The sequence below is a fragment of the Pseudomonas cremoris genome, assembly GCF_014230465.1.
In genome coordinates this window covers 48,107-66,954 of sequence record NZ_JAAXCY010000016.1, presented here as the reverse complement: position 1 = coordinate 66,954, position 18,848 = coordinate 48,107, and the positions used below count along the sequence as shown (strand labels likewise).

At 59.4% G+C, this 18,848-nt stretch carries 18 protein-coding genes; 9 read left to right on the top strand and 9 right to left on the bottom strand.

The genetic code is table 11. The annotated features are described in order from the left end of the window. Window positions 1-114: 114 nt before the first annotated feature. Entirely contained in the window at window positions 115-1,272 is a 1,158-nt protein-coding gene (locus HF257_RS30330; RefSeq protein WP_185709887.1) for a PQQ-dependent sugar dehydrogenase, read from the bottom strand. An 11-nt stretch (window positions 1,273-1,283) separates the two neighbouring features. Continuing rightward, complete coding sequence (locus tag HF257_RS30325) at window positions 1,284-1,598, bottom strand: hypothetical protein (RefSeq protein ID WP_185709888.1); 315 nt, start codon at window positions 1,596-1,598, stop codon at window positions 1,284-1,286. A 184-nt stretch (window positions 1,599-1,782) separates the two neighbouring features. Here HF257_RS30325 and ku point away from each other — a divergent pair, with 184 nt between their 5' ends. After that, the gene (gene ku, locus HF257_RS30320; RefSeq protein WP_185709889.1) at window positions 1,783-2,616 is read left to right on the top strand and encodes a non-homologous end joining protein Ku; all 834 of its coding nucleotides are present in this window, start codon (window positions 1,783-1,785) and stop codon (window positions 2,614-2,616) included. 3 nt (window positions 2,617-2,619) lie between these two features. After that, a complete protein-coding gene (gene ligD, locus HF257_RS30315; protein WP_185709890.1) occupies window positions 2,620-5,043 on the top strand; it encodes a DNA ligase D in 2,424 nt (807 codons plus the stop codon). 18 nt (window positions 5,044-5,061) lie between these two features. Here the strand turns inward: ligD and lpxO are convergent, their stop codons facing one another. Both lpxO and HF257_RS30305 read right to left on the bottom strand, forming a co-directional pair. Next, window positions 5,062-5,961 carry a lipid A hydroxylase LpxO gene (gene lpxO, locus HF257_RS30310; protein WP_185709891.1) on the bottom strand — a complete coding sequence of 300 codons (900 nt, stop codon included), beginning with the start codon at window positions 5,959-5,961 and terminating at the stop codon, window positions 5,062-5,064. A 256-nt stretch (window positions 5,962-6,217) separates the two neighbouring features. Continuing rightward, window positions 6,218-7,534: an LPS O-antigen chain length determinant protein WzzB gene (locus HF257_RS30305; RefSeq protein ID WP_185709892.1), complete on the bottom strand. Its 1,317-nt coding sequence runs from the start codon at window positions 7,532-7,534 to the stop codon at window positions 6,218-6,220. A 397-nt stretch (window positions 7,535-7,931) separates the two neighbouring features. Between HF257_RS30305 and HF257_RS30300 the strand changes: the two genes are divergently transcribed. Then, window positions 7,932-8,318, top strand: a complete 387-nt coding sequence (locus HF257_RS30300) for a TIGR03067 domain-containing protein (RefSeq protein ID WP_185709893.1) — start codon at window positions 7,932-7,934, stop codon at window positions 8,316-8,318. A gap of 137 nt (window positions 8,319-8,455) precedes the next feature. Here the strand turns inward: HF257_RS30300 and HF257_RS30295 are convergent, their stop codons facing one another. Next, the gene (locus HF257_RS30295) at window positions 8,456-9,268 is read right to left on the bottom strand and encodes a class I SAM-dependent methyltransferase (RefSeq protein ID WP_185709894.1); all 813 of its coding nucleotides are present in this window, start codon (window positions 9,266-9,268) and stop codon (window positions 8,456-8,458) included. Window positions 9,269-9,423: 155 nt separating this feature from the next. Between HF257_RS30295 and HF257_RS30290 the strand changes: the two genes are divergently transcribed. The 4 genes from HF257_RS30290 to HF257_RS30275 all read left to right on the top strand — a co-directional run bounded on the left by HF257_RS30290 (window position 9,424) and on the right by HF257_RS30275 (window position 14,229). Beyond that, window positions 9,424-10,662, top strand: a complete 1,239-nt coding sequence (locus HF257_RS30290) for an MFS transporter (RefSeq protein WP_185709895.1) — start codon at window positions 9,424-9,426, stop codon at window positions 10,660-10,662. 43 nt (window positions 10,663-10,705) lie between these two features. Further along, entirely contained in the window at window positions 10,706-11,032 is a 327-nt protein-coding gene (locus tag HF257_RS30285; RefSeq protein ID WP_185709896.1) for a DUF2388 domain-containing protein, read from the top strand. 198 nt (window positions 11,033-11,230) lie between these two features. Beyond that, the gene (locus HF257_RS30280; RefSeq protein ID WP_010210624.1) at window positions 11,231-12,817 is read left to right on the top strand and encodes an ABC-F family ATPase; all 1,587 of its coding nucleotides are present in this window, start codon (window positions 11,231-11,233) and stop codon (window positions 12,815-12,817) included. Between the two features lie 236 nt (window positions 12,818-13,053). Continuing rightward, on the top strand, window positions 13,054-14,229 hold the full coding sequence (locus HF257_RS30275) for an MFS transporter (protein WP_185709897.1): 1,176 nt from the start codon (window positions 13,054-13,056) through the stop codon (window positions 14,227-14,229). Here HF257_RS30275 and HF257_RS30270 read toward each other — a convergent pair. After that, window positions 14,223-15,260 carry an alpha/beta hydrolase family protein gene (locus HF257_RS30270; protein WP_185709898.1) on the bottom strand — a complete coding sequence of 346 codons (1,038 nt, stop codon included), beginning with the start codon at window positions 15,258-15,260 and terminating at the stop codon, window positions 14,223-14,225. The genes HF257_RS30275 and HF257_RS30270 overlap by 7 nt on opposite strands. Before the next feature lie 241 nt (window positions 15,261-15,501). Then, complete coding sequence (locus tag HF257_RS30265) at window positions 15,502-16,113, bottom strand: FMN-dependent NADH-azoreductase (protein WP_185709899.1); 612 nt, start codon at window positions 16,111-16,113, stop codon at window positions 15,502-15,504. A gap of 123 nt (window positions 16,114-16,236) precedes the next feature. Here HF257_RS30265 and HF257_RS30260 point away from each other — a divergent pair, with 123 nt between their 5' ends. Together HF257_RS30260 and HF257_RS30255 are read left to right on the top strand one after the other, a co-directional pair. Then, complete coding sequence (locus HF257_RS30260) at window positions 16,237-17,145, top strand: LysR substrate-binding domain-containing protein (protein WP_185709944.1); 909 nt, start codon at window positions 16,237-16,239, stop codon at window positions 17,143-17,145. Beyond that, entirely contained in the window at window positions 17,142-17,498 is a 357-nt protein-coding gene (locus HF257_RS30255) for an MmcQ/YjbR family DNA-binding protein (RefSeq protein WP_185709900.1), read from the top strand. The genes HF257_RS30260 and HF257_RS30255 overlap by 4 nt, the downstream gene beginning before the upstream one ends. Here the strand turns inward: HF257_RS30255 and HF257_RS30250 are convergent. Further along, on the bottom strand, window positions 17,487-17,870 hold the full coding sequence (locus HF257_RS30250; protein WP_185709901.1) for a DUF1294 domain-containing protein: 384 nt from the start codon (window positions 17,868-17,870) through the stop codon (window positions 17,487-17,489). The genes HF257_RS30255 and HF257_RS30250 overlap by 12 nt on opposite strands. Beyond that, window positions 17,867-18,697, bottom strand: a complete 831-nt coding sequence (locus tag HF257_RS30245; protein WP_185709902.1) for an undecaprenyl-diphosphate phosphatase — start codon at window positions 18,695-18,697, stop codon at window positions 17,867-17,869. The genes HF257_RS30250 and HF257_RS30245 overlap by 4 nt, the downstream gene beginning before the upstream one ends. Between the last annotated feature and the right edge of the window lie 151 nt (window positions 18,698-18,848).

The following is an 18,848-nucleotide window of genomic DNA, read 5'->3' as shown; positions in this document are numbered from 1 at the left end:
GCGCTGGGCTGCGAAGCGGCCCCAAAACCGGGCAATCAAGTTCTTTCTGGAAGAATGCGTTTGCCGAATTAGGGCCGCTACGCAGCCCAGCGCGGGGCGAGCCCGCTCACTACACTAATCCTGGTTCAATCCCACGCGGTACAGCACGCCGTTGTCCTCATCCGTCAGCACATACAGGTAGCCATCCGGCCCCTGTCGTACATCCCGAATCCGTGCTTTCAAGCCGCCCAGCAAGCGCTCTTCATGGATCACCTTGTCACCATCGAACTGCAGTCGAATCAGTTCCTGGCTGACCAGTGCGCCAATGAAAACGTTGTGCTGCCACGGTTTGAAACGGTCGGCGTCATAGAACGCCATGCCGCTGATGCCCGGTGATTTCTCCCAGACATGATGCGGCGGCACCGTCCCTTCCACCGTTTTGCCCTGGGCCTCGGGGATTGGCGTCAACGAATAGTTGATGCCGTGGGTCGCCAACGGCCAGCCGTAGTTCTTGCCACGCTCGATGATATTGATCTCATCACCGCCACGCGGCCCATGTTCGTTTTCCCAGATCGTGCCGCTCCACGGGTTCAGCGCCAAGCCTTGCGGATTGCGCTGGCCGTAGGACCAGATCTCGGGACGAACGCCTTCCTGACCAACAAAAGGGTTGTCATCCGGCACGCGGCCATCGGGGAAGATTCGTACGACCTTGCCTTGCAGCTTGTCCAAGTCCTGGGCGGTAGGCCGGTCGTTGTTTTCACCCAGCGTCACGAACAGGTAGCCATCACGGTCAAACGCCAGGCGTGAACCAAAGTGGTTACCGGTGGAGAGCTTGGGCTCCTGACGCAGGATCACCTTGAAATCGGTCAAGCCTTTCAGGTCAGCCGACAAACGCCCGCGCCCGACCGCTGTGCCGGCTGTACCGCCCTTGCCGCCGCCCTCCGCGTAGGAGAGGTAGACCATGCGGTCCTGCTTGAAGTCCGGCGACAGCACCACGTCCAACAGACCGCCCTGCCCCTTGGCCCAGACCTCGGGCACCCCGGTCAACGGCGCAGAAAGCTTGCCGTCCGGACTGACAAAACGTAAATGACCGGGTCGTTCAGTCACCAGGAAACCTTGCTTGTCTGGCAGGAAAGCCACGGCCCACGGATGGTCTAAACCTTTGGCAATAGCCGTGGCAGTGATGCTGCCTTGTTCGCTGGGGAACTGTTGGCCATCAGCCGCATAAACAGCCGCCATGGGCAACATCGCGGTTGCACAGAGAGCGGCGAGAAGGGTTTTGCGTAGCAACATAAGGCGAGTCCTTACCGGCGATTGCCGTTGGCGTCATAGGTGGGCGCTTTGGTTTCAGTGGCGGGTCGGCTGGGGACGGGGTTGCGCTTGGGATAGCTGTTGCCGATACCGCCGTTTTCCACGGTCGGTGCGCGCGGGGTGGGCCCGGTTTGGATACCGCGCACCGACGGCGCACTGGGCTGGGTGCCCTGCATGCTATTAGGGTTGGCCCGGTGAATCGGGCTGTTATTGGAATCGGTGCTGCCGGGCAAGCTTTGAGCCTGGGCCAGTGGCACCAAGGCCAAAGCCAGTGCAAGCGCTGCAACGTGACGCATACAACTGTTCATGACAAAGCCTCTCAGGAGCGAGTAGTACGTGCTTTCGATAACACGCTACGCCCTGGGTTCGGCTTTGGTAACTAAATAGTTTCTCATCAGGTGTAACACAATCTGTCCGCGCATCTGCCCGCCGAAACTTTTACAGCCTGCGGCGAGTCACCAGAAGACCACCGTCTTCTCAAGGAACTCAGGCATGCCACGGGCAATATGGAAAGGTGCGATCAGTTTCGGCTTGGTGCATATCCCAGTGTCGCTGGTGTCCGCTACGTCCGCCCAGGGCGTGGATTTTGACTGGCTGGACAAGCGCAGCATGGATCCGGTGGGCTATAAGCGCATCAACAAGGCCACCGGCAAGGAAGTCAGCAAGGACAACATCGTCAAGGGTGTCGCCTATGAGAAAGGCCGCTATGTGCTGCTCAGCGAGGAGGAGATTCGCTCGGCCCACCCCAAGTCGACTCAGACCATTGAAATCATCGCGTTTGTCGCCAGCGATCAGATTCCGTTGCAGAACATCGATACGCCCTACTTCCTGGCCCCGGATAAACGCGGTGGCAAGGTGTACGCACTGCTAAGGGAAACCCTTAAGAAGACCCGTAAGGTTGCCCTCGCTAATGTCGTGTTGCACACCAAACAACACTTGGCCGCACTGATGCCGCTGGAATCGGCACTGGTGCTGGTAATGCTGCGCTGGCCGGCCGAGGTGCGCAGCCTGGACACGTTGGAGTTGCCCAGCGACGTGACCAAACCCAGCCTGGCAAAGGCCGAGCTGGACATGGCCAAACGCTTGGTAGACGACATGAGCGCTGACTGGCAACCCGGCGATTACCGCGACAGCTTTCAGGAAAAAATCATGGCGCTGGTGGCGAAGAAGGCCAAGGCCGGCAAGATCAAGGACGTGGAAACCGTTAAAGGCAGCGAAGAACGCAAGTCAGCCGACGTGATCGACCTGACGGAACTGCTCAAGCGCAGCCTTGCCGGCAAGCCTGTCAAAAAGGCCGCCGCGAAAAAGACTACCAAGGCCTCCTGACCCATGGCCAAGCCCCTCAGCGAATACAACCGCAAGCGCGATTTCGATATCACCGCCGAACCCTCCGGCACTGCGCCCAGCGGCAAACGCAAGGCCACTGCACTGTCCTTCGTGATTCAGAAGCATGATGCGCGCAACCTGCACTATGACTTCCGATTAGAGCTCGACGGAGTGCTCAAAAGCTGGGCGGTCCCCAAGGGGCCGAGCCTTGACCCTGGCCAGAAACGCCTGGCCGTACACGTCGAAGACCACCCGCTGAGCTACGGCGGTTTTGAAGGCAATATCGCTGCCGGCCAATATGGCGCTGGAGATGTCATCGTGTGGGACCGTGGTGTCTGGCAACCCCATGGCGATCCCCACCAGGCCTATGCCGCGGGCAAACTCAAATTCAGCCTGATCGGCGAGAAGCTGTCGGGGGACTGGGCGCTCGTGCGCACACGCCTGAAAGGCAGCGGCGACAAAGAGCAATGGTTGTTGATCAAGGAGCACGACGCACAGGCTCGCCCGAGCGCTGAGTACGATATCGTCCAGGCCCAGCCCAACAGCGTGCTCAGCGGGGCTGGCGTTGGAGCGACCAAGACGCGCGTTAACCCTAAGCAGGCATTTCCAGAACACTTGAAGCCGCAACTGGCCACGTTGGTCGATCACGCGCCGGACGGCGACTGGCAGTACGAAATCAAATTCGACGGTTACCGCATGCTCGCACGCATTCAGGCCGGCGAAGTGCGGTTGTTTACACGTAATGGCCACGACTGGACCGAACGGCTGCCGCGTCAAGCCAAGGCGGTGCGTGCCCTCAAGCTCAAGGACAGCTGGCTCGACGGTGAAATGGTCAGCCTCAATGGCGACGGCTTACCGGATTTTCAAGCGCTGCAGAATGCCTTTGAAAGTGGGCACAGCCTGGACATTGTGTATTACCTGTTTGATGCGCCCTTCTTGAATGGGCTGGATCAGCGCCAAGCGCCCATTGAAGCCCGGCGTGAGAAACTCAAGTCAGCATTGGCCCCGAGCAAAAACAGCCTGCTGCGCTTCTCCGAAGCCTTCACTGCCCCCCCTCGCGACATCATTGAAAGCGCCTGCGCGCTTAACCTGGAAGGCGTCGTCGGTAAACGCTTGGGCAGCCCGTATGTGTCCACACGCAGTCCCGATTGGATCAAGCTCAAATGCCGACAGCGTCAGGAATTCGTCATCGTCGGTTATACCCGCCCTCAAGGCTCACGCAGTGGCTTCGGGGCGCTGCTGCTGGCGGTGAATGGCGCGTCCGGACTGGCCTATGCCGGACGGGTGGGTACGGGGTTTGATCAGGCCTCACTGGACACTGTCCACGCGCAACTCACGGCACTCGACCGTAAAACCTCCCCACTGGCTAAACCACTGACCCGTGCACAGGCGCGGGGCGTGTGCTGGGTAGCGCCCAAATTGGTCGGTGAAGTGCAATTTGCCGAGTGGACGCGTGAGGGCATGGTGCGCCACGCCACGTTTATCGGGCTGCGCAGCGACAAACCGTTCGCACAGGTTGTTCATGAGCAGCCGTCTAAACCTGCGATAAGCATTACGCACGCCGACCGCGTTATCGACTCACAAAGCGGTGCTCAAAAACAGCACGTGGCGCAGTACTACAGCGACATCAGCGAATGGATCCTGCCGTTTCTGCGCCATCGGCCGGTGTCATTGCTGCGCGCCCCTGAAGGCATCGATGGCGAGCAGTTTTTCCAGAAACATGCTGAACGCCTTGCAATTCCCCATATCAAGCAACTGGCTGCAGGCCTGGACCCGGGGCACGCACGGTTGATGGAGATCGACAGCGCGCAGGCGCTGCAGGGTGTCGTGCAGATGGGCACCGTCGAGCTGCACACCTGGGGCGCCACGACGGACAAGATCGAAACCCCAGACCACTTTGTACTCGACCTTGATCCAGACCCTGCGTTGCCCTGGAAAACCATGCTCGAGGCTGCACAACTGACCTTGTCGGTACTCGATGAGTTGGGGCTAGAGGTATTCGTCAAGACGAGCGGCGGCAAGGGTTTGCATCTTATGGTACCGCTGGCGCGACGGGATGGCTGGGAGACCGTCAAGGCGTTTTCCAAGGCCATAGCGCAGTTCATGGCCAAGCAACTGCCCGAACGCTTTACCGCCACGTCCGGGCCGAAAAACCGAGTGGGCAAAATCTTTATCGACTACCTACGCAATGCCCGGGGCGCAAGTACAGTGACGGCTTATTCTTTGCGGGCCAGGCCGGGCCTACCGGTGTCTGTACCGGTCAGCCGGGAAGAATTGACGGCACTGCGCACAGCCCAGCAATGGACACTCGCCAACGTGCTTGAACGCTTGCAGGGTTTGAAAGCCGATCCGTGGGCAGGCTACGCCCACCGGCAAAAGATCAGCAAGAAGATGTGGGACAAACTAGGGGCTCGTCCACCGGAATGAACGGCCCCCGCCCCGGGTTCAGATATAAATGAAGATCAGCGCCAAGCCAGCAAAGATCGCCCATTTTTCCAGGTAATAACGCGTGCGGTTGCGTTTTTTCAGCTCTTTACCCCGCAGACGGATCTTGTACAGGCGAGTAAAGGCGCGGTTCAGTGCACCGGTCTTGTCACCGGCATCGTTGGGAGAGCCCGCAGCCGCCATCACGTTGCGGCTGAACCAGCGATTGAACGCGGCCGCCCAGCGGTACTTCATCGGTCGCTCGATATCGCAGAACAGGATGATGCGGTTTTGTTGCGTGGTGTTTTCAGCGTAGTGAATGTAAGTCTCGTCAAACATCACCGGCTCGCCGTCACGCCAGTAGTAATTTTCGCCATCCACATTGATGTAGCAGCTAGGGTCGTTCGGCGTGTCCAAGCCTAGATGGTAGCGATAGGAGCCGGCATACGGGTCTCGGTGACGCACCAGCTTGGAGCCTGGCGGCAACTCGGCAAACATTGCAGCCTTGATTGAACCGATGCTTTGCACCAGCTCAGTCGTGCGTGGGCAGAGTTTCATTGCCGAGGGATGACTGTCGCCGTACCACTTCAGGTAGAAACGCTTCCAACCCGACTTGAAGAACGAGTTGAAACCCACGTCGTTGTATTGGTCAGAGCGCTTGATCTCACCCGCGCGCATCAGGTTCTGGCCTTCCTGGCGAATTTCTTCCCAATGTTCCTGCAACGGGCTCAGGTCGGGAAAATCGCTAGGCGACAGATACGGTCGGCTGGGTAGCTTGGAGAACAGATAGAGAAAGCAGTTGATCGGTGCCAGGAAGGTTGAATGGTCACTGAGCTGGCGGCCCAGCTTATGCCGCACCCGGCCACGCAGGTGAACATACGCAATGGAGGCAACGTAGAGAACAACAATGATGAGTTTCAAGAGATTTGGTCACAAGTCAGTAGAGAACAGGCTGCTCCCACGTGCCCACAACGGCCGGGGATTGAAGATGCAGCACCTGAAATCACAATTCACACACTCGGCCAAACCGACTGAATGACCAGCCGGCGCGAGGCCATTGCCAGTTATTTAGCCACAGTTTGTAACCAAAAGTTAACTAAGAATTGTGAAAAGCTGTCCACTGAATGTGTATCAGCGGGCTCGACTTGCGGCGAGCCCGCAGTACGCTTAACCCGTCCTACGGGCGCGGTAAACGGCGATCGCCGGCCAACGAAAATGGTCCCGTTTCACGGCGCACCTGAACGAAATGCAGAAGCAGCGCCACCAATGTCCCAAGCATCAACCCAGCCACCGTGCTTAATGCAATGATCAAGGCCTTCTTGGGTTTTATCGGGCCCATGGGTTCCTGCGCCTGCCGGTCGACTGTCACCAGTTTCAAGTCGGTCATGTCGATATTGAGGCCACGTAACCGCGACACTTCGGCCCACAACGGTTCAACATCCTGCAGGAACATATCTTCATTCTTACGATTGTTGAGGACCTCCACCTCACGATTGATATCGAGCATGCGCAACTCCTTGCCGATCTCGGCGACACGACTATTGGTGAAGTCGTCGTTGGTACGCTGTTTTAGCGCGGCCCTCTCCGCCTCCAGTACCTCACTGCCCATGAAGTACAAGGGGATCGCCTGGTTCGTTACGACAGTACGCATCACCTGGCTTGAGCTACGCGATGCCTCACCGCCCATCGCAGAGGGCGTGGTGGGGTTTTTGATGCCAATGGACTTGGCAATCTCGATCGCTTCCGCCAACTCTGCCAGGCGACTGGCGCGCTCCATCTTCATCTGCAAACGCAAGGCCGTGAGTTCATCCTGCAGCCGGGCACGCTTGACGTTGTCAGCCTCCAGCAACCTGGCGATTTTCGACTCCTTGGCTGTTTCATAGTTAGCGCGAGCAGCATCGATCTTGCCCTTGAGTTCGTTGAGGCGGTTATTCACGATGACCTTCAGGTCGGCGCCCACCTGACCGCGCTCCTGCGCAATGGCGTAGTCGACAAACCCATTAAGGATCGCCGCACCGTCAATCCCCTTCGGGTACTGCATTTCCAGGCGAAGAAAACTGTTGAAGGATTCGGACTTCTTTGGGTCAGGCAGGACCAGCGTGATCGCATCACGGTTAAACGCCTCAAAGCTCTGCTCCAGGTTTTGCCCGGGCCGCTGAAACGCTTCGAACAGCACGGGGTTGGCCCTGAAAAAGCCCAGCTTGGATTCATAGGAATCCAGTTGCGCGCCAACCTTGGCCAACGCATCGGCTGGCGGCAGCATGTAGACTTCAGACCGGTTGAGTGCGTCCAGTTCGTTGATCGCGGCAGGCCGCAACACACTGCTGACTTGGTAAACCTGGGGAGCAAGAAATGCGTAGCCTGCTCCCAGCAGGCCTGTCAGCATCGCGCAGCCGATGACCCATGCCTTGCGCTTCCAGAGCGCCTGAAACAGCTCAAAAAGATCGATCTCGTCCGAGGCTAAATGAGGGTGAAGCTGAGGAGTGTTGTTCAAAATTCATACACCCTGATGAGTTGAAATGCAGTGCCCAAAAACTCAGACCTGGATAACAACCGAATAAACAGGGGGCAACGTCCGGGCTCACGACATACGTGGCCCTCTGCCGGCAAAGGGACCACCCAATTGACTGACACGCCTGCCAAGCTGCAAGCGGTTTTATTTCAGTTTCACAGGTGCCGTTACTGGCAGGCACCCGGAGCATAGACGATCCGTTACGAGACGTTACCCAGCGGCCAGGCAAAGTAACGCTAATTGCCTGTCTTATAAGGGAAAATATTAGGTAAAACTAAAAAACAGGAATATTCCTACACATAATTACGCGCATGGTGATAAAGCGTCCCGCCTTATCCCCTTAAAGCAGCGATTAGCCCTTCAGCAAAAAGGAATTTGTATGCCATCCATTTCAGACCCGGATTTCCAAGCCCTTCAAGGTGCGTGGGAGCAAACCTCACTTGAAGACAGTGGCGTGCTCAATCCCGTCGATGCCCACAGCGCTCCGGGGGCAATTACCACGATTACCGACGACCGTTTCGAAGTGAAAACCGTCGATGGCGATGTATTACTGGCTGGACGGTTTTTTCTAGACAGCACCACTGTTCCCAAGAGCATTACCTGGGTGGACTCCATAGGAGACGACGCAGGTAAGCAGTTGCCCGCGAGCTATCGCCTTGAAGGCGATGAATTTGTGTTTATCGCAGCGGATGAAAGTATGCCCAGGCCCATTACATTCAGTACTGGCCCAGGTCAAACCATGCGCACTTTCGTACGCCGAGCTTGATTGCAGAACCATTCAAGCTTACGACCGCATTTTCACAAAGCCTTCACTTTCAGGTCTATAGGGTGAAGCCTACCTACTCCAGTGAATCCCTTAGCCCGCCTCTTATCGCGGGCTTTTTTTTGCCTGTGAAAATGAGCTTAGCCGGGGCGTTTGGTAGCCATCAGAGTGAAACACAGCGGCAGTTGTGCGGGCTGGTGCTCATACTGGTCGTAGAGTTCTTCACGGTTGGAGTGGGCATATTCCTGCAGGTGCGTAATCTGCAAATCGGCGCAGATGGCTGCACTGATCACGTCGCCCAAGGTGTGGACGAACCAATAGGACGTCGGCCCCGCCTCCTCGCCCAGGCCTTCATAGACAATCGACTCCTGCAGCACAAACGGCTCGCGCTGGAAGTACGAGCTGGCCGGCAACAGGGGCTCGGCGGCCCTGGGGTCGAACACCTCAAGGAAGGGATGGGTTTCATACATCACCAGGCTGCCGCCCGGCTTCAAGGTGCTGGCGACATGGCGCATGAACAGCGCCACATCCGGCATCCAGCCGAGCACACCGATGGTTACCAAGGCGATATCAAACCGTTCGTGCAACTGCGCGGGCAGATGGTGGATATCGCTTTCGATGAATTCGGGATCATGCGGGGACACATCGGCCAGCTCACGCGCCTGCTCGAGGAAGGCGCGGGACTGGTCAACCCCCACCACCGAGCGCGCGCCAAGCCCATACAACGACAGGCTTTCGCGGCCGTTATTGCAGCACAGTTGCACCACGTCCTTTCCCGCCACGCCAAGGTCTTGCAACAACCCGGTGATCGTTGGGTCCAGGCAGGAAAAACCGGGGTTGCTCACCGACTTAAGCAAGGCGGCCCAGGTATCAGTGGTTTTGTGCAGGCTGGCCGATTGATCCCACGCGTCCTTGTTGCAGGCAATCGCCTGTTGAGCTGAGGGCATGTCCATTGCGTCTCCAGAAAGTCGTTACAGCGAGGTTGAGAAAATAAGCCAAGTGCTCGCCGATTAAAACCCCAAGATGCGGGCGAAACTTAACGCCTGACCGGTAGGTCATTAACGCAATGAGTGTTCAGCCGGTGAACGCCCCTTGCGTAGTCCTCGCTATGGCTAAACACACTGACCTGCGCAATACCCTGTCCCTGGACAGCTTGAATTTCTTCCTGGCGGATGTACGCGACGGTCTCGGCCCATACCTGGCGATCTACCTATTGGCCGTGCACAAATGGGACCCGGCCAGTATCGGCGTGGTCATGACCCTGGCGGGCATTGCTGCGCTGATCACCCAAGGCCCGGCGGGCGCCCTGATCGATCGCACCCGCAGCAAGCGCGCGGTCATCGCGATTGCCGCCCTCCTCGTGACCGGCAGCTGCCTGATGCTGCCCTTTGTCAGGTCCTTCACGCTGGTTGCATTGACCCAGGCAGCCAGTGCAGTGGCTGCCTCGGTGTTCGCCCCAGCGATTTCCGCGATCTCCCTGGGGATCACCGGCCCGCGTGCGTTCACCCGGCGTACCGGGCGCAACGAAACCTTCAATCACGCGGGCAATGCCGTGGCCGCCCTCCTAGCCGGCGGCCTGGCGTACCTGTTCGGCCCCGTCGTGGTGTTCTACCTCATGGCGTTCATGGCACTGGCCAGCGTGGTGGCGGTCGGTTGCGTGTCGGCACAAGCGATCGACCATGAAGTGGCCCGCGGCTTCGACCCTGCCCATGCCACCGATCATGCGCAGCCCTCGGGCATCAGTGTGCTGCTGGCAAACCGCCCGCTCCTGTTGTTCGCCATTTGCTGCGCGCTGTTCCACCTGGCCAATGCCGCGATGCTGCCGCTGGTCAGCCAGAAGCTGTCGCAGATCAACCTGCAGATGGCCACGCCACTGACCTCGGCGTGTATCGTCGCCGCGCAATTGGTGATGGTGCCGATGGCCTGGCTGGTCGGAATCAAGGCTGACCTCTGGGGGCGCAAGCCGTTGCTGCTCGCGGGATTCATGATCCTGCCGCTGCGGGGCGTGCTCTATACCTTGTCCGATGACCCTTACTGGCTGGTGGCCGTGCAGATGCTCGACGGCATCGGCGCGGGCATCTTCGGTGCGTTGTTCCCAGTGATCGTCAAGGACCTGACCCAAGGCACCGGCCGCTTCAATGTCAGCCTGGGCGCCCTGTCCACCGTGTTTGGCCTAGGCGCGGCGTTGAGCACAAGCCTCGCCGGTTTTGTGGTGCAACAGGCCGGTTACAACGCGGCGTTCCTGACCCTGGCGGCCGTCGCGGCTGCTGCGCTGGCGCTGTTGTGGCTGGCGATGCCGGAGACATTGGCCAAACCAACGCACGCACAGCATGCAGCCGTGGCTTGAAATAGACGACAATGCGCGCCACTCGAAAGCAAGGACGCATTAAATGAAGTCATGGAAGATACTGACGGCCGCCCTCATGGTGTCGTCTGGCAACCCGGCCGTCGCGGCAGAAAACAACAACCCCTTCCAGGCCGCGCTGATGATCACCTCGATCATCCCCACCGTGATCATTGGCGGCACAACGGCGGCAACGTCCTACATTCCAGAGCTGTTCAAATCCTCCAAGAGCGACGCGCTGGCATTTATCGGCTCGGAGGGCGAGATCCGTGGTGCGCAGTTCGAGCAAGCCGCACGGTATTACCGCGCGACCTACCGCCCGCCCCTGATGTCCGACCAACAGCTTGCCCAGGCGATAGTGACGGCTTTTTGAACCCAGGCGACGCTAAGCAGCGGCCTCGTCGGTTTCGCCATACAACTGTCGCCTGACATATGCGACAATGCGCGCCAAATTCCAACACACATCCCCAATTTTCTGCTCAGCGACCGGGTTTCGCGCCTTGATGTCGCTGTTGATGCATGCCTGAAGGCTCCTGCCGCCACGCTCGCAACCCATTGATAGGTAAAGTAATTGATCTCCACAGCTAACATCACCATGCAGTTCGGCGCCAAGCCGCTCTTCGAGAACGTCTCGGTCAAGTTCGGCGCTGGCAACCGTTATGGTTTGATCGGTGCCAACGGTTGCGGCAAGTCGACCTTCATGAAAATCCTCGGTGGCGACCTCGATCCGTCCGGCGGACAGGTCATGCTGGAGCCGAATGTGCGCCTGGGTAAACTGCGCCAGGACCAGTTCGCCTACGAAGAATTCACCGTGCTCGACACCGTGATCATGGGTCACGAAGAGCTGTGGAAGGTCAAGGCCGAGCGCGACCGCATCTACTCGCTGCCGGAAATGAGCGAAGAAGACGGCATGGCCGTGGCCGAGCTGGAAACCGAGTTCGCCGAAATGGACGGCTACACCGCCGAATCCCGTGCCGGTGAACTGCTGCTGGGCCTTGGTATTCCCCTGGAACAACACTTCGGCCCGATGAGCGAAGTGTCCCCCGGCTGGAAGCTGCGTGTATTGCTGGCGCAGGCATTGTTCTCCGATCCTGAAGTGCTGTTGCTCGACGAACCGACCAACCACTTGGACATCAACACCATCCGCTGGCTGGAAAACATCCTGACTCAGCGCTCCAGCCTGATGATCATCATCTCTCACGACCGTCACTTCCTGAACAGCGTGTGCACCCACATGGCTGACCTGGACTACGGCGAGCTGCGCCTGTTCCCGGGCAACTACGACGAGTACATGACCGTGGCGACCCAGTCCCGCGAGCAACTGCTGTCGGACAACGCCAAGAAGAAGGCGCAGATCTCCGAGCTGCAATCCTTCGTCAGCCGCTTCTCGGCCAACGCCTCGAAAGCCAAGCAGGCCACTTCCCGTGCCAAGGCGATCGACAAGATCCAGTTGGCCGAGGTCAAGCCTTCGAGCCGTGTGAGCCCGTTCATCCGTTTCGAGCAAAACAAGAAGCTGCACCGTCAGGCGGTCATCGTCGAGCGCATGGCCAAGGGCTTTGACGGCAAGCCGTTGTTCAAAGACTTCAGCTTCCAGGTTGAAGCCGGCGAGCGCGTAGCGATCATCGGCCCGAACGGTATCGGCAAAACCACCCTGCTGCGCACCCTGGTCAACGAACTGACCCCGGACGCCGGTAGCATCAAGTGGACCGACGCCGCCGAACTGGGCTACTACGCCCAGGACCACGCGCATGACTTCGAAGACGACGTCACGCTGTTCGACTGGATGGGCCAATGGACCCAAGGCGAGCAAATGATCCGTGGCACGCTGGGCCGCATGCTGTTCTCCAACGACGAGATCCAGAAATCGGTGAAGGTGATTTCCGGTGGTGAGCAAGGCCGCATGCTGTTCGGCAAGCTGATCCTGCAAAAGCCGAACGTGCTGATCATGGACGAACCGACCAACCACTTGGACATGGAATCCATCGAAGCGCTGAACCTGGCGCTGGAGAACTACCCGGGCACGCTGATCTTCGTCAGCCACGACCGTGAGTTCGTATCGTCCCTGGCCACCCGCATCATCGAGTTGAGCGCCACCGGCGTGATCGACTTCAGCGGCACCTATGACGATTACCTGCGTAGCCAAGGCGTGGTGTTTTAACCCTGCTTACCCTGCTGACAGGGCTTGTTGTAGTGAGCGGGCTTGCCCCGCGCTGGGCTGCGACGCAGCCCTAAAACCAAACACCGCGTTCTGCCAGGCAGACTGCGGTGTTTTTTTTGGGGCCGCTTCGCAGCCCAGCGCGGGACAAGCCCGCTCACTACAAGTCGTTAGCCAGCTTTCTTTTCCTCCAGACCCTTGCCATGATGCCGTCACCGCCCGCCCGCGAACGAGTGACCATGCCTGCCGCCGCCCCCAGTTCCCTGTCGATCACCCTTCAGATCGTCTCCATCGTCTTTTATACCTTCATCGCGTTCATCTGCATCGGGCTGCCGATCGCAGTGATCCCTGGCTATGTGCACGAGCAACTGGGGTTCAGCGCTGTCGTCGCCGGGATTACCATTGGCTCGCAGTACCTCGCCACCCTGCTTAGCCGGCCGATGGCCGGGAGGATGTCGGACAACGTCGGTACCAAGCGTGCGATTGTGCTGGGGTTGGCGGGGATTCTGGTAAGCGGTGTGCTGACGTTTTTCGCGACGCTGGTGGAGAGCATGCCCACACTCAGCCTGGGCATTCTGATCGCCGCTCGACTGTTGCTGGGTGTGGCGCAAGGCCTGATCGGCGTGGGCACCATTAGTTGGTGCATGGGCCAGGTGGGTGCCGAGCATACCGCGCGCTCGATTTCCTGGAACGGCATTGCCTCCTATGGGGCCATCGCCGTTGGCGCGCCGCTGGGCGTGGTGATGGTCGCGCAATACGGCTACACCAGCCTGGGCATCGCGCTCTCGGTGTTGTCGGCGCTGGGGTTGGTGTTGATCCGCAACAAACCGTCGGTGCCGGTGGTACGCGGTGAGCGCCTGCCGTTCTGGGCCGTGTTCGGGCGCATCGCGCCGTTTGGTGCCAGCTTGTGCCTGGCGTCGATTGGCTACGGCACCCTCACTACTTTTATTACCCTGTATTACCTCAACCGTGGCTGGGCCGGTGCGGCGTACTGCCTGACGGTGTTCGGCGTGTGTTTTATCGTGTCACGCCTGGTGTTCATCTCGGCCATCAGCCGCTTCGGTGGGTTCCGCGCCGCGATTGCCTGCATGATCATCGAAACCCTCGGCCTGACCCTGCTATGGATGGCACCCTCAACTGGCGTTGCATTGATTGGTGCTGGGCTGACCGGTTTCGGCTTGTCGTTGGTATACCCGGCGCTGGGTGTAGAGGCCATCAAGCAGGTGCCCAACAGCAGCCGTGGTGCCGGGCTGAGTGCGTACGCCGTGTTTTTTGACCTGGCCCTGGCAATTGCCGGGCCGTTGATGGGGGCCGTGGCGCTGAACCTCGGCTACGGCTGGATCTTCTTTTGCGCGGCGCTGCTGTCGGTCACCGCCCTGGCCGTGACCGTCGCGCTCATGCGCCGCGCTTATTGATCAGCGGTCTGCATACCGGCGCGGGTCGATTGTCCGAGGGTGTGGCTGAAAAAACGCCCCGCCTCGGAAATCAAGTCCCGGTGAATGCCTTCGCGGTCAACACCATCGGCATCGGTGCAAATCGCCGGCATGGCGGCCAATTGATCGCTGTCGCACGGAGCCATAAATACAAAGTGCCCTGCCCCGGCCAGTAGCTTGAAGTTCGGCGGTTCCGGCAGTTTGCGCGCCAGCGCGGCGGCGTTCTTGTCCACCGCCACCAACTTGTCGCCGTCGCCGCTGTAGAGCAGCACGGGCACGTGCACGTCGGCCAGGGTATGACGGCCAAACATCAGGCTCAGCGGCGCCATCAACATCAAGGCGTGAATACGGGGATCGGCTTGAGGCTGCAGGTCATCGCGGTCCACCACCAGTTCGCCCTTGGTGGTGCAGGCGTCGCGGTCTTCCGGGCGCTCTTGGCAGTAGCGGCGCAGGCGGTCGAAGTCGGGTTTGGCGCCGGCCAGAATCAATGCGGTTTCGCCGCCGGCGGAATAACCGATCACCCCCACTTGGTCGACGTTAACGAACGGCGACAACATCGAATCGCCCAACGTGGCGGTGATGGCTTCGGAAATCTGGATCGGCCGCCCATACAGGTTGCTCACCGTACCCAGGCGACTGTGGTCTTTGTAGTTGTCACCGGGGTGCAGCACCGCCACCACCACAAAGCCTTTGCGTGCAAGCGAGGTGGCCAGGTCATGCAACGCCAGCGGCGTGCCGGTGTTGCCGTGGGACAGCATCAGCATCGGGAAACGTCCGATGGCGATTTTGGAGTCTTCGGAGGCGGCGACATGATAAGCGCCCAACTGCGTGGTGTGCTCATCGTCGGTAGACGGGTAAAACGCAATGGCTTTCATCGGCTGCAGGTCCAGCGGATCGAGAAACGTCATGCGATGGAAGCCCACACTCCAATGCGGGTGCGGTGCCGGCGCGGCGTGCACTGAAACCAGGCCGCCCAAGAGGGAAAGAACCATAACTGCACAAAGACGCATCATGAGGATGTCCACCTTTGTAGCGTGCCCACGTTCAACATCTGCGGCATGTCTGGTTGAAAAGTCCATGGTTCAAGGTACTCGCACCGGGTGGTAAACCCATGCGTGCATAACCTGGGCCAAAGTAGTGACAGCGGGCAAACGAAAAAACTCCGTAGTCCGGTCGTTTTGAGGCGACCAGAATACAGAGTTTAGACGCCCTGTTTCAGAATGAAACGGGGACAAGCGCTGTTTTACATAAGCTTTACGCGGCCGCGAACAGTTGTTCGTTGATGAGTACGTTGGCGTCGCTCAGGGACTTGGTGCGGAACTCATCGCCGTATGCGAGGCCGTGGGCACGCACAAATTCGATATCGGTGATGCCAAGGAAGCCCAGCAGCACTTTCAAGTAGTCTTCATGGGCCACACCGGTGGCTTGGCCGGCGTGCAGGCCGCCCGACGTCGACACGATGATGACTTTCTTGTTGCCGCACAGGCCTTCCGGGCCAGCTTCGGTGTAGCGGAAGGTTTGGCCGGCAACCGCGATGCGGTCGATCCAGGCTTTCAATTGGGTTGGAATGGTGAAGTTGTACATCGGCGCAGCGATAACCACGGCGTCGGCAGCGAGGAATTCGGCCAGGGTCTTGGCACTCAGCTCGGCTTCTTGCTGCTGCGCAGCGCTGCGCTGTTCAGCCGGAGTCCCCAGGGCGCCCAGGGTCGCGCCGGAAAAGTGGTTGATGCCTTCGGCGGCCACGTCGCGGTAGATCACTTGCACACCCGGCTCAGCTGCTTGCCAAGCCTTCACTACGCCCGCGCTGAGCTGACGGGAAGCCGAGTTGTCGCCGAGGATGCTGGAATCGATATGCAACAGTTTCATTTGAGTTCTCCGAGTAGGATCGTCAGTGGCGATCAGATGAGCCAATCCTACGCATGAAACCAATAGCCGATAAGGCGGCTTAAATGCGATAGTTTGTCCCACTGACAGGACAATAGGTTGACCATGCAAGACCTCAACGACCTCTACTATTTCGCCAAAGTCGTCGAAGCCGGCGGCTTCGCGGCAGCCGGGCGACTGCTGGGGATTCCCAAATCGCGTCTCTCGCGGCGCATTGCCGAGTTGGAAGAACGCCTCGGCGCACGCTTGTTGCAACGCACCACCCGCCAACTCACCCTCACCGCCGTCGGCGAGCGTTACCTGCGCCATTGCCAGGCGATGTTGCTGGAAGCGGAAATGGCCGATGAGGCCGTAGCCAGCATGTCCAGCGAGCCCCGTGGGCGACTGCGGGTCAGCTGTCCGGTGGGCATGGCCCAGCACATCCTGCCGGAGTTGGTGGCGGGGTTTCTCGCCGCCCATCCCCAGGTGCAACTGGAGATGACCTTGGTCAACCGCCGTGTCGACCTGGTAGCCGAAGGCATTGACGTGGCCCTGCGCGTACGCGAGCTGGGGGATGAGGACCCGCTGCTGGTGACCAAGCGCCTGCGCCGTGCCCAAACGGTGCTGGTGGCCAGCCCCATCTTTATGCACGACAAGCAGATCGACACCCTCGATGACCTGCGGCAGTTACCGGTGCTCGGTGCATTGGAGGCCGACCGCATGGTGCACCAACGCATTCTCGACCCGCAGGGCAACCCCCATGAACTGGTGATGGAGGCCCGCCTGGGCATCGACGATTTCATCGTACGCAAGGCCAGCGCGATCATGGGCCTGGGCTTTACCGTACTGCCGATGATGTATTGCGAAGAAGAATTGGCCAGGGGCCAACTGGTGCAACTGCTGCCGGAATGGTCGCTGCCGGGCGGCTGGTTGCAAGCGGTGTACCCGCATCGGCGCGGCGTTCTGCCGGCCATTCGTGCCTGGATCGACTACCTGGAAGAAGGCTTCAAAGGCTGCGGAGACCGTTTGCTATGAAAATGACCGAAGACCAAGTCGCCCGTTTCTGCCTGAGCCTGCCCGGCGCACGCGAAGACTATAAGTGGGGCGGCGTACGTGTGTTCTCGATTGCCGGCAACAAGATGTTCGCCCTGCAGGGCCTGCGCGGCGATTCGCTGGCGTTCAAGGTCGACAAGGAGCTGTTCCTGGGCCACGTGGACCGCCCAGGCATCCACCCGGCGCCCTACTTGGCACGCGCACAGTGGATCATCATGGACACGCCCTACCCGCTGGGCGCCGAGGAGTTGCGTGGCCTACTGCAGCGCTCCCACCAGTTGGTGGTGAGCAAACTGCCCAAGCGCACGCAGATAGGTTTATTGCTAGAGGACTGACAACAGCGTGCCGCCGAGGAATAACTGGTCGAGCCAGAACACCTCATGCAACAGCACAATCACCCAGAACAGCACCTGGTAAGACACCTTGCGCGTCTTGTGCCGGAACACCTGCTGGGCAATCAACGCCCCCGGCCAACCGCCGGCCAACTCCACGGCGTGCAGGATGTTTTCCGGGGTGCGCCAGCGGTCAGTCTGCGCCTTGCGCTTGTCGCTCCAATACAGGAAGAACGCTATCAGGCTGACCACCCCATAGGCCGCCAACGGAATGATGGTCTCACCGCGCAGCCACACCAGTACCGACCCCGTCAGCGGCGCAGCGCACAGCAGCACAAAGATCGCCGCTTTCAAGCGTGGGTACTGGATGCTCATGGCTTGACCGCAGTCCAGTCGATCCAGCCAAACTGCCAGGTGGCGAGGATCACCAAGCCGAACGCGATCCGGTACCAGGCAAACGCCGCATAGCTGTGGCTGGCGATGAACTTGAGCAAGGCCTTGACTGCGATCATCGCGAAGATGAACGAGGTGACAAAACCGATGGCAAACACCGGCAGGTCATCCGGCTGGAACAGGTGGCGGTACTTGTAGCCCGAATACACCGCCGCACCGACCATGGTTGGCATGGCCAGGAAGAACGAGAACTCGGTGGCGGTCTTGCGCGACAGGCCAAACAGCAGGCCGCCGATGATCGTTGCGCCGGAACGCGAAGTGCCCGGAATCATCGCAAGGCACTGGGCAAAGCCGATCTTGATTGCATCTTTCCAGGTGATCTCGTCGACCGTTTCAGCGTGCGTCCGGTGCTGGCGACGCTCGGCCCACAGCATGATGATGCCGCCCACCACCAGCGCCGCAGCCACAGTGATCGGATTGAACAGGTAATGCTTGATCAGGTCGGCGAAAATCACCCCCAGCACCACTGCCGGCAACACCGCGATAATCAGGTTAACCGTGAAGCGCTGGGCATTGCGCTGGGTCGGCAAGCCGATGACCACGTCCAGGATCTTGCGACGAAACTCCCAGACCACCGCGAGAATCGCCCCCAGTTGGATAATGATGTTAAACGCCTCGAAGCGCTCGCCGCCGAACCCGATCAAGTCGGCAACGATGATCTGGTGGCCGGTGCTGGAGATCGGCAGGAACTCGGTGAGCCCCTCCACCACGCCAAGAATCAAAGCCTGTATGGCGGTCCAAAAATCCATGCTTCCCCCAAAGGTCATGCTCAATGGCATGCCTCGATAATCTTTTTTAGTGGTTCACTGACGACAAGACCCGGTGTTGGAACTCAACGCCGGTACGGAAAATTCCGTGAGAAATCAGACAGTACTCAGGTTTCCCGATTTCAGGCCGAAA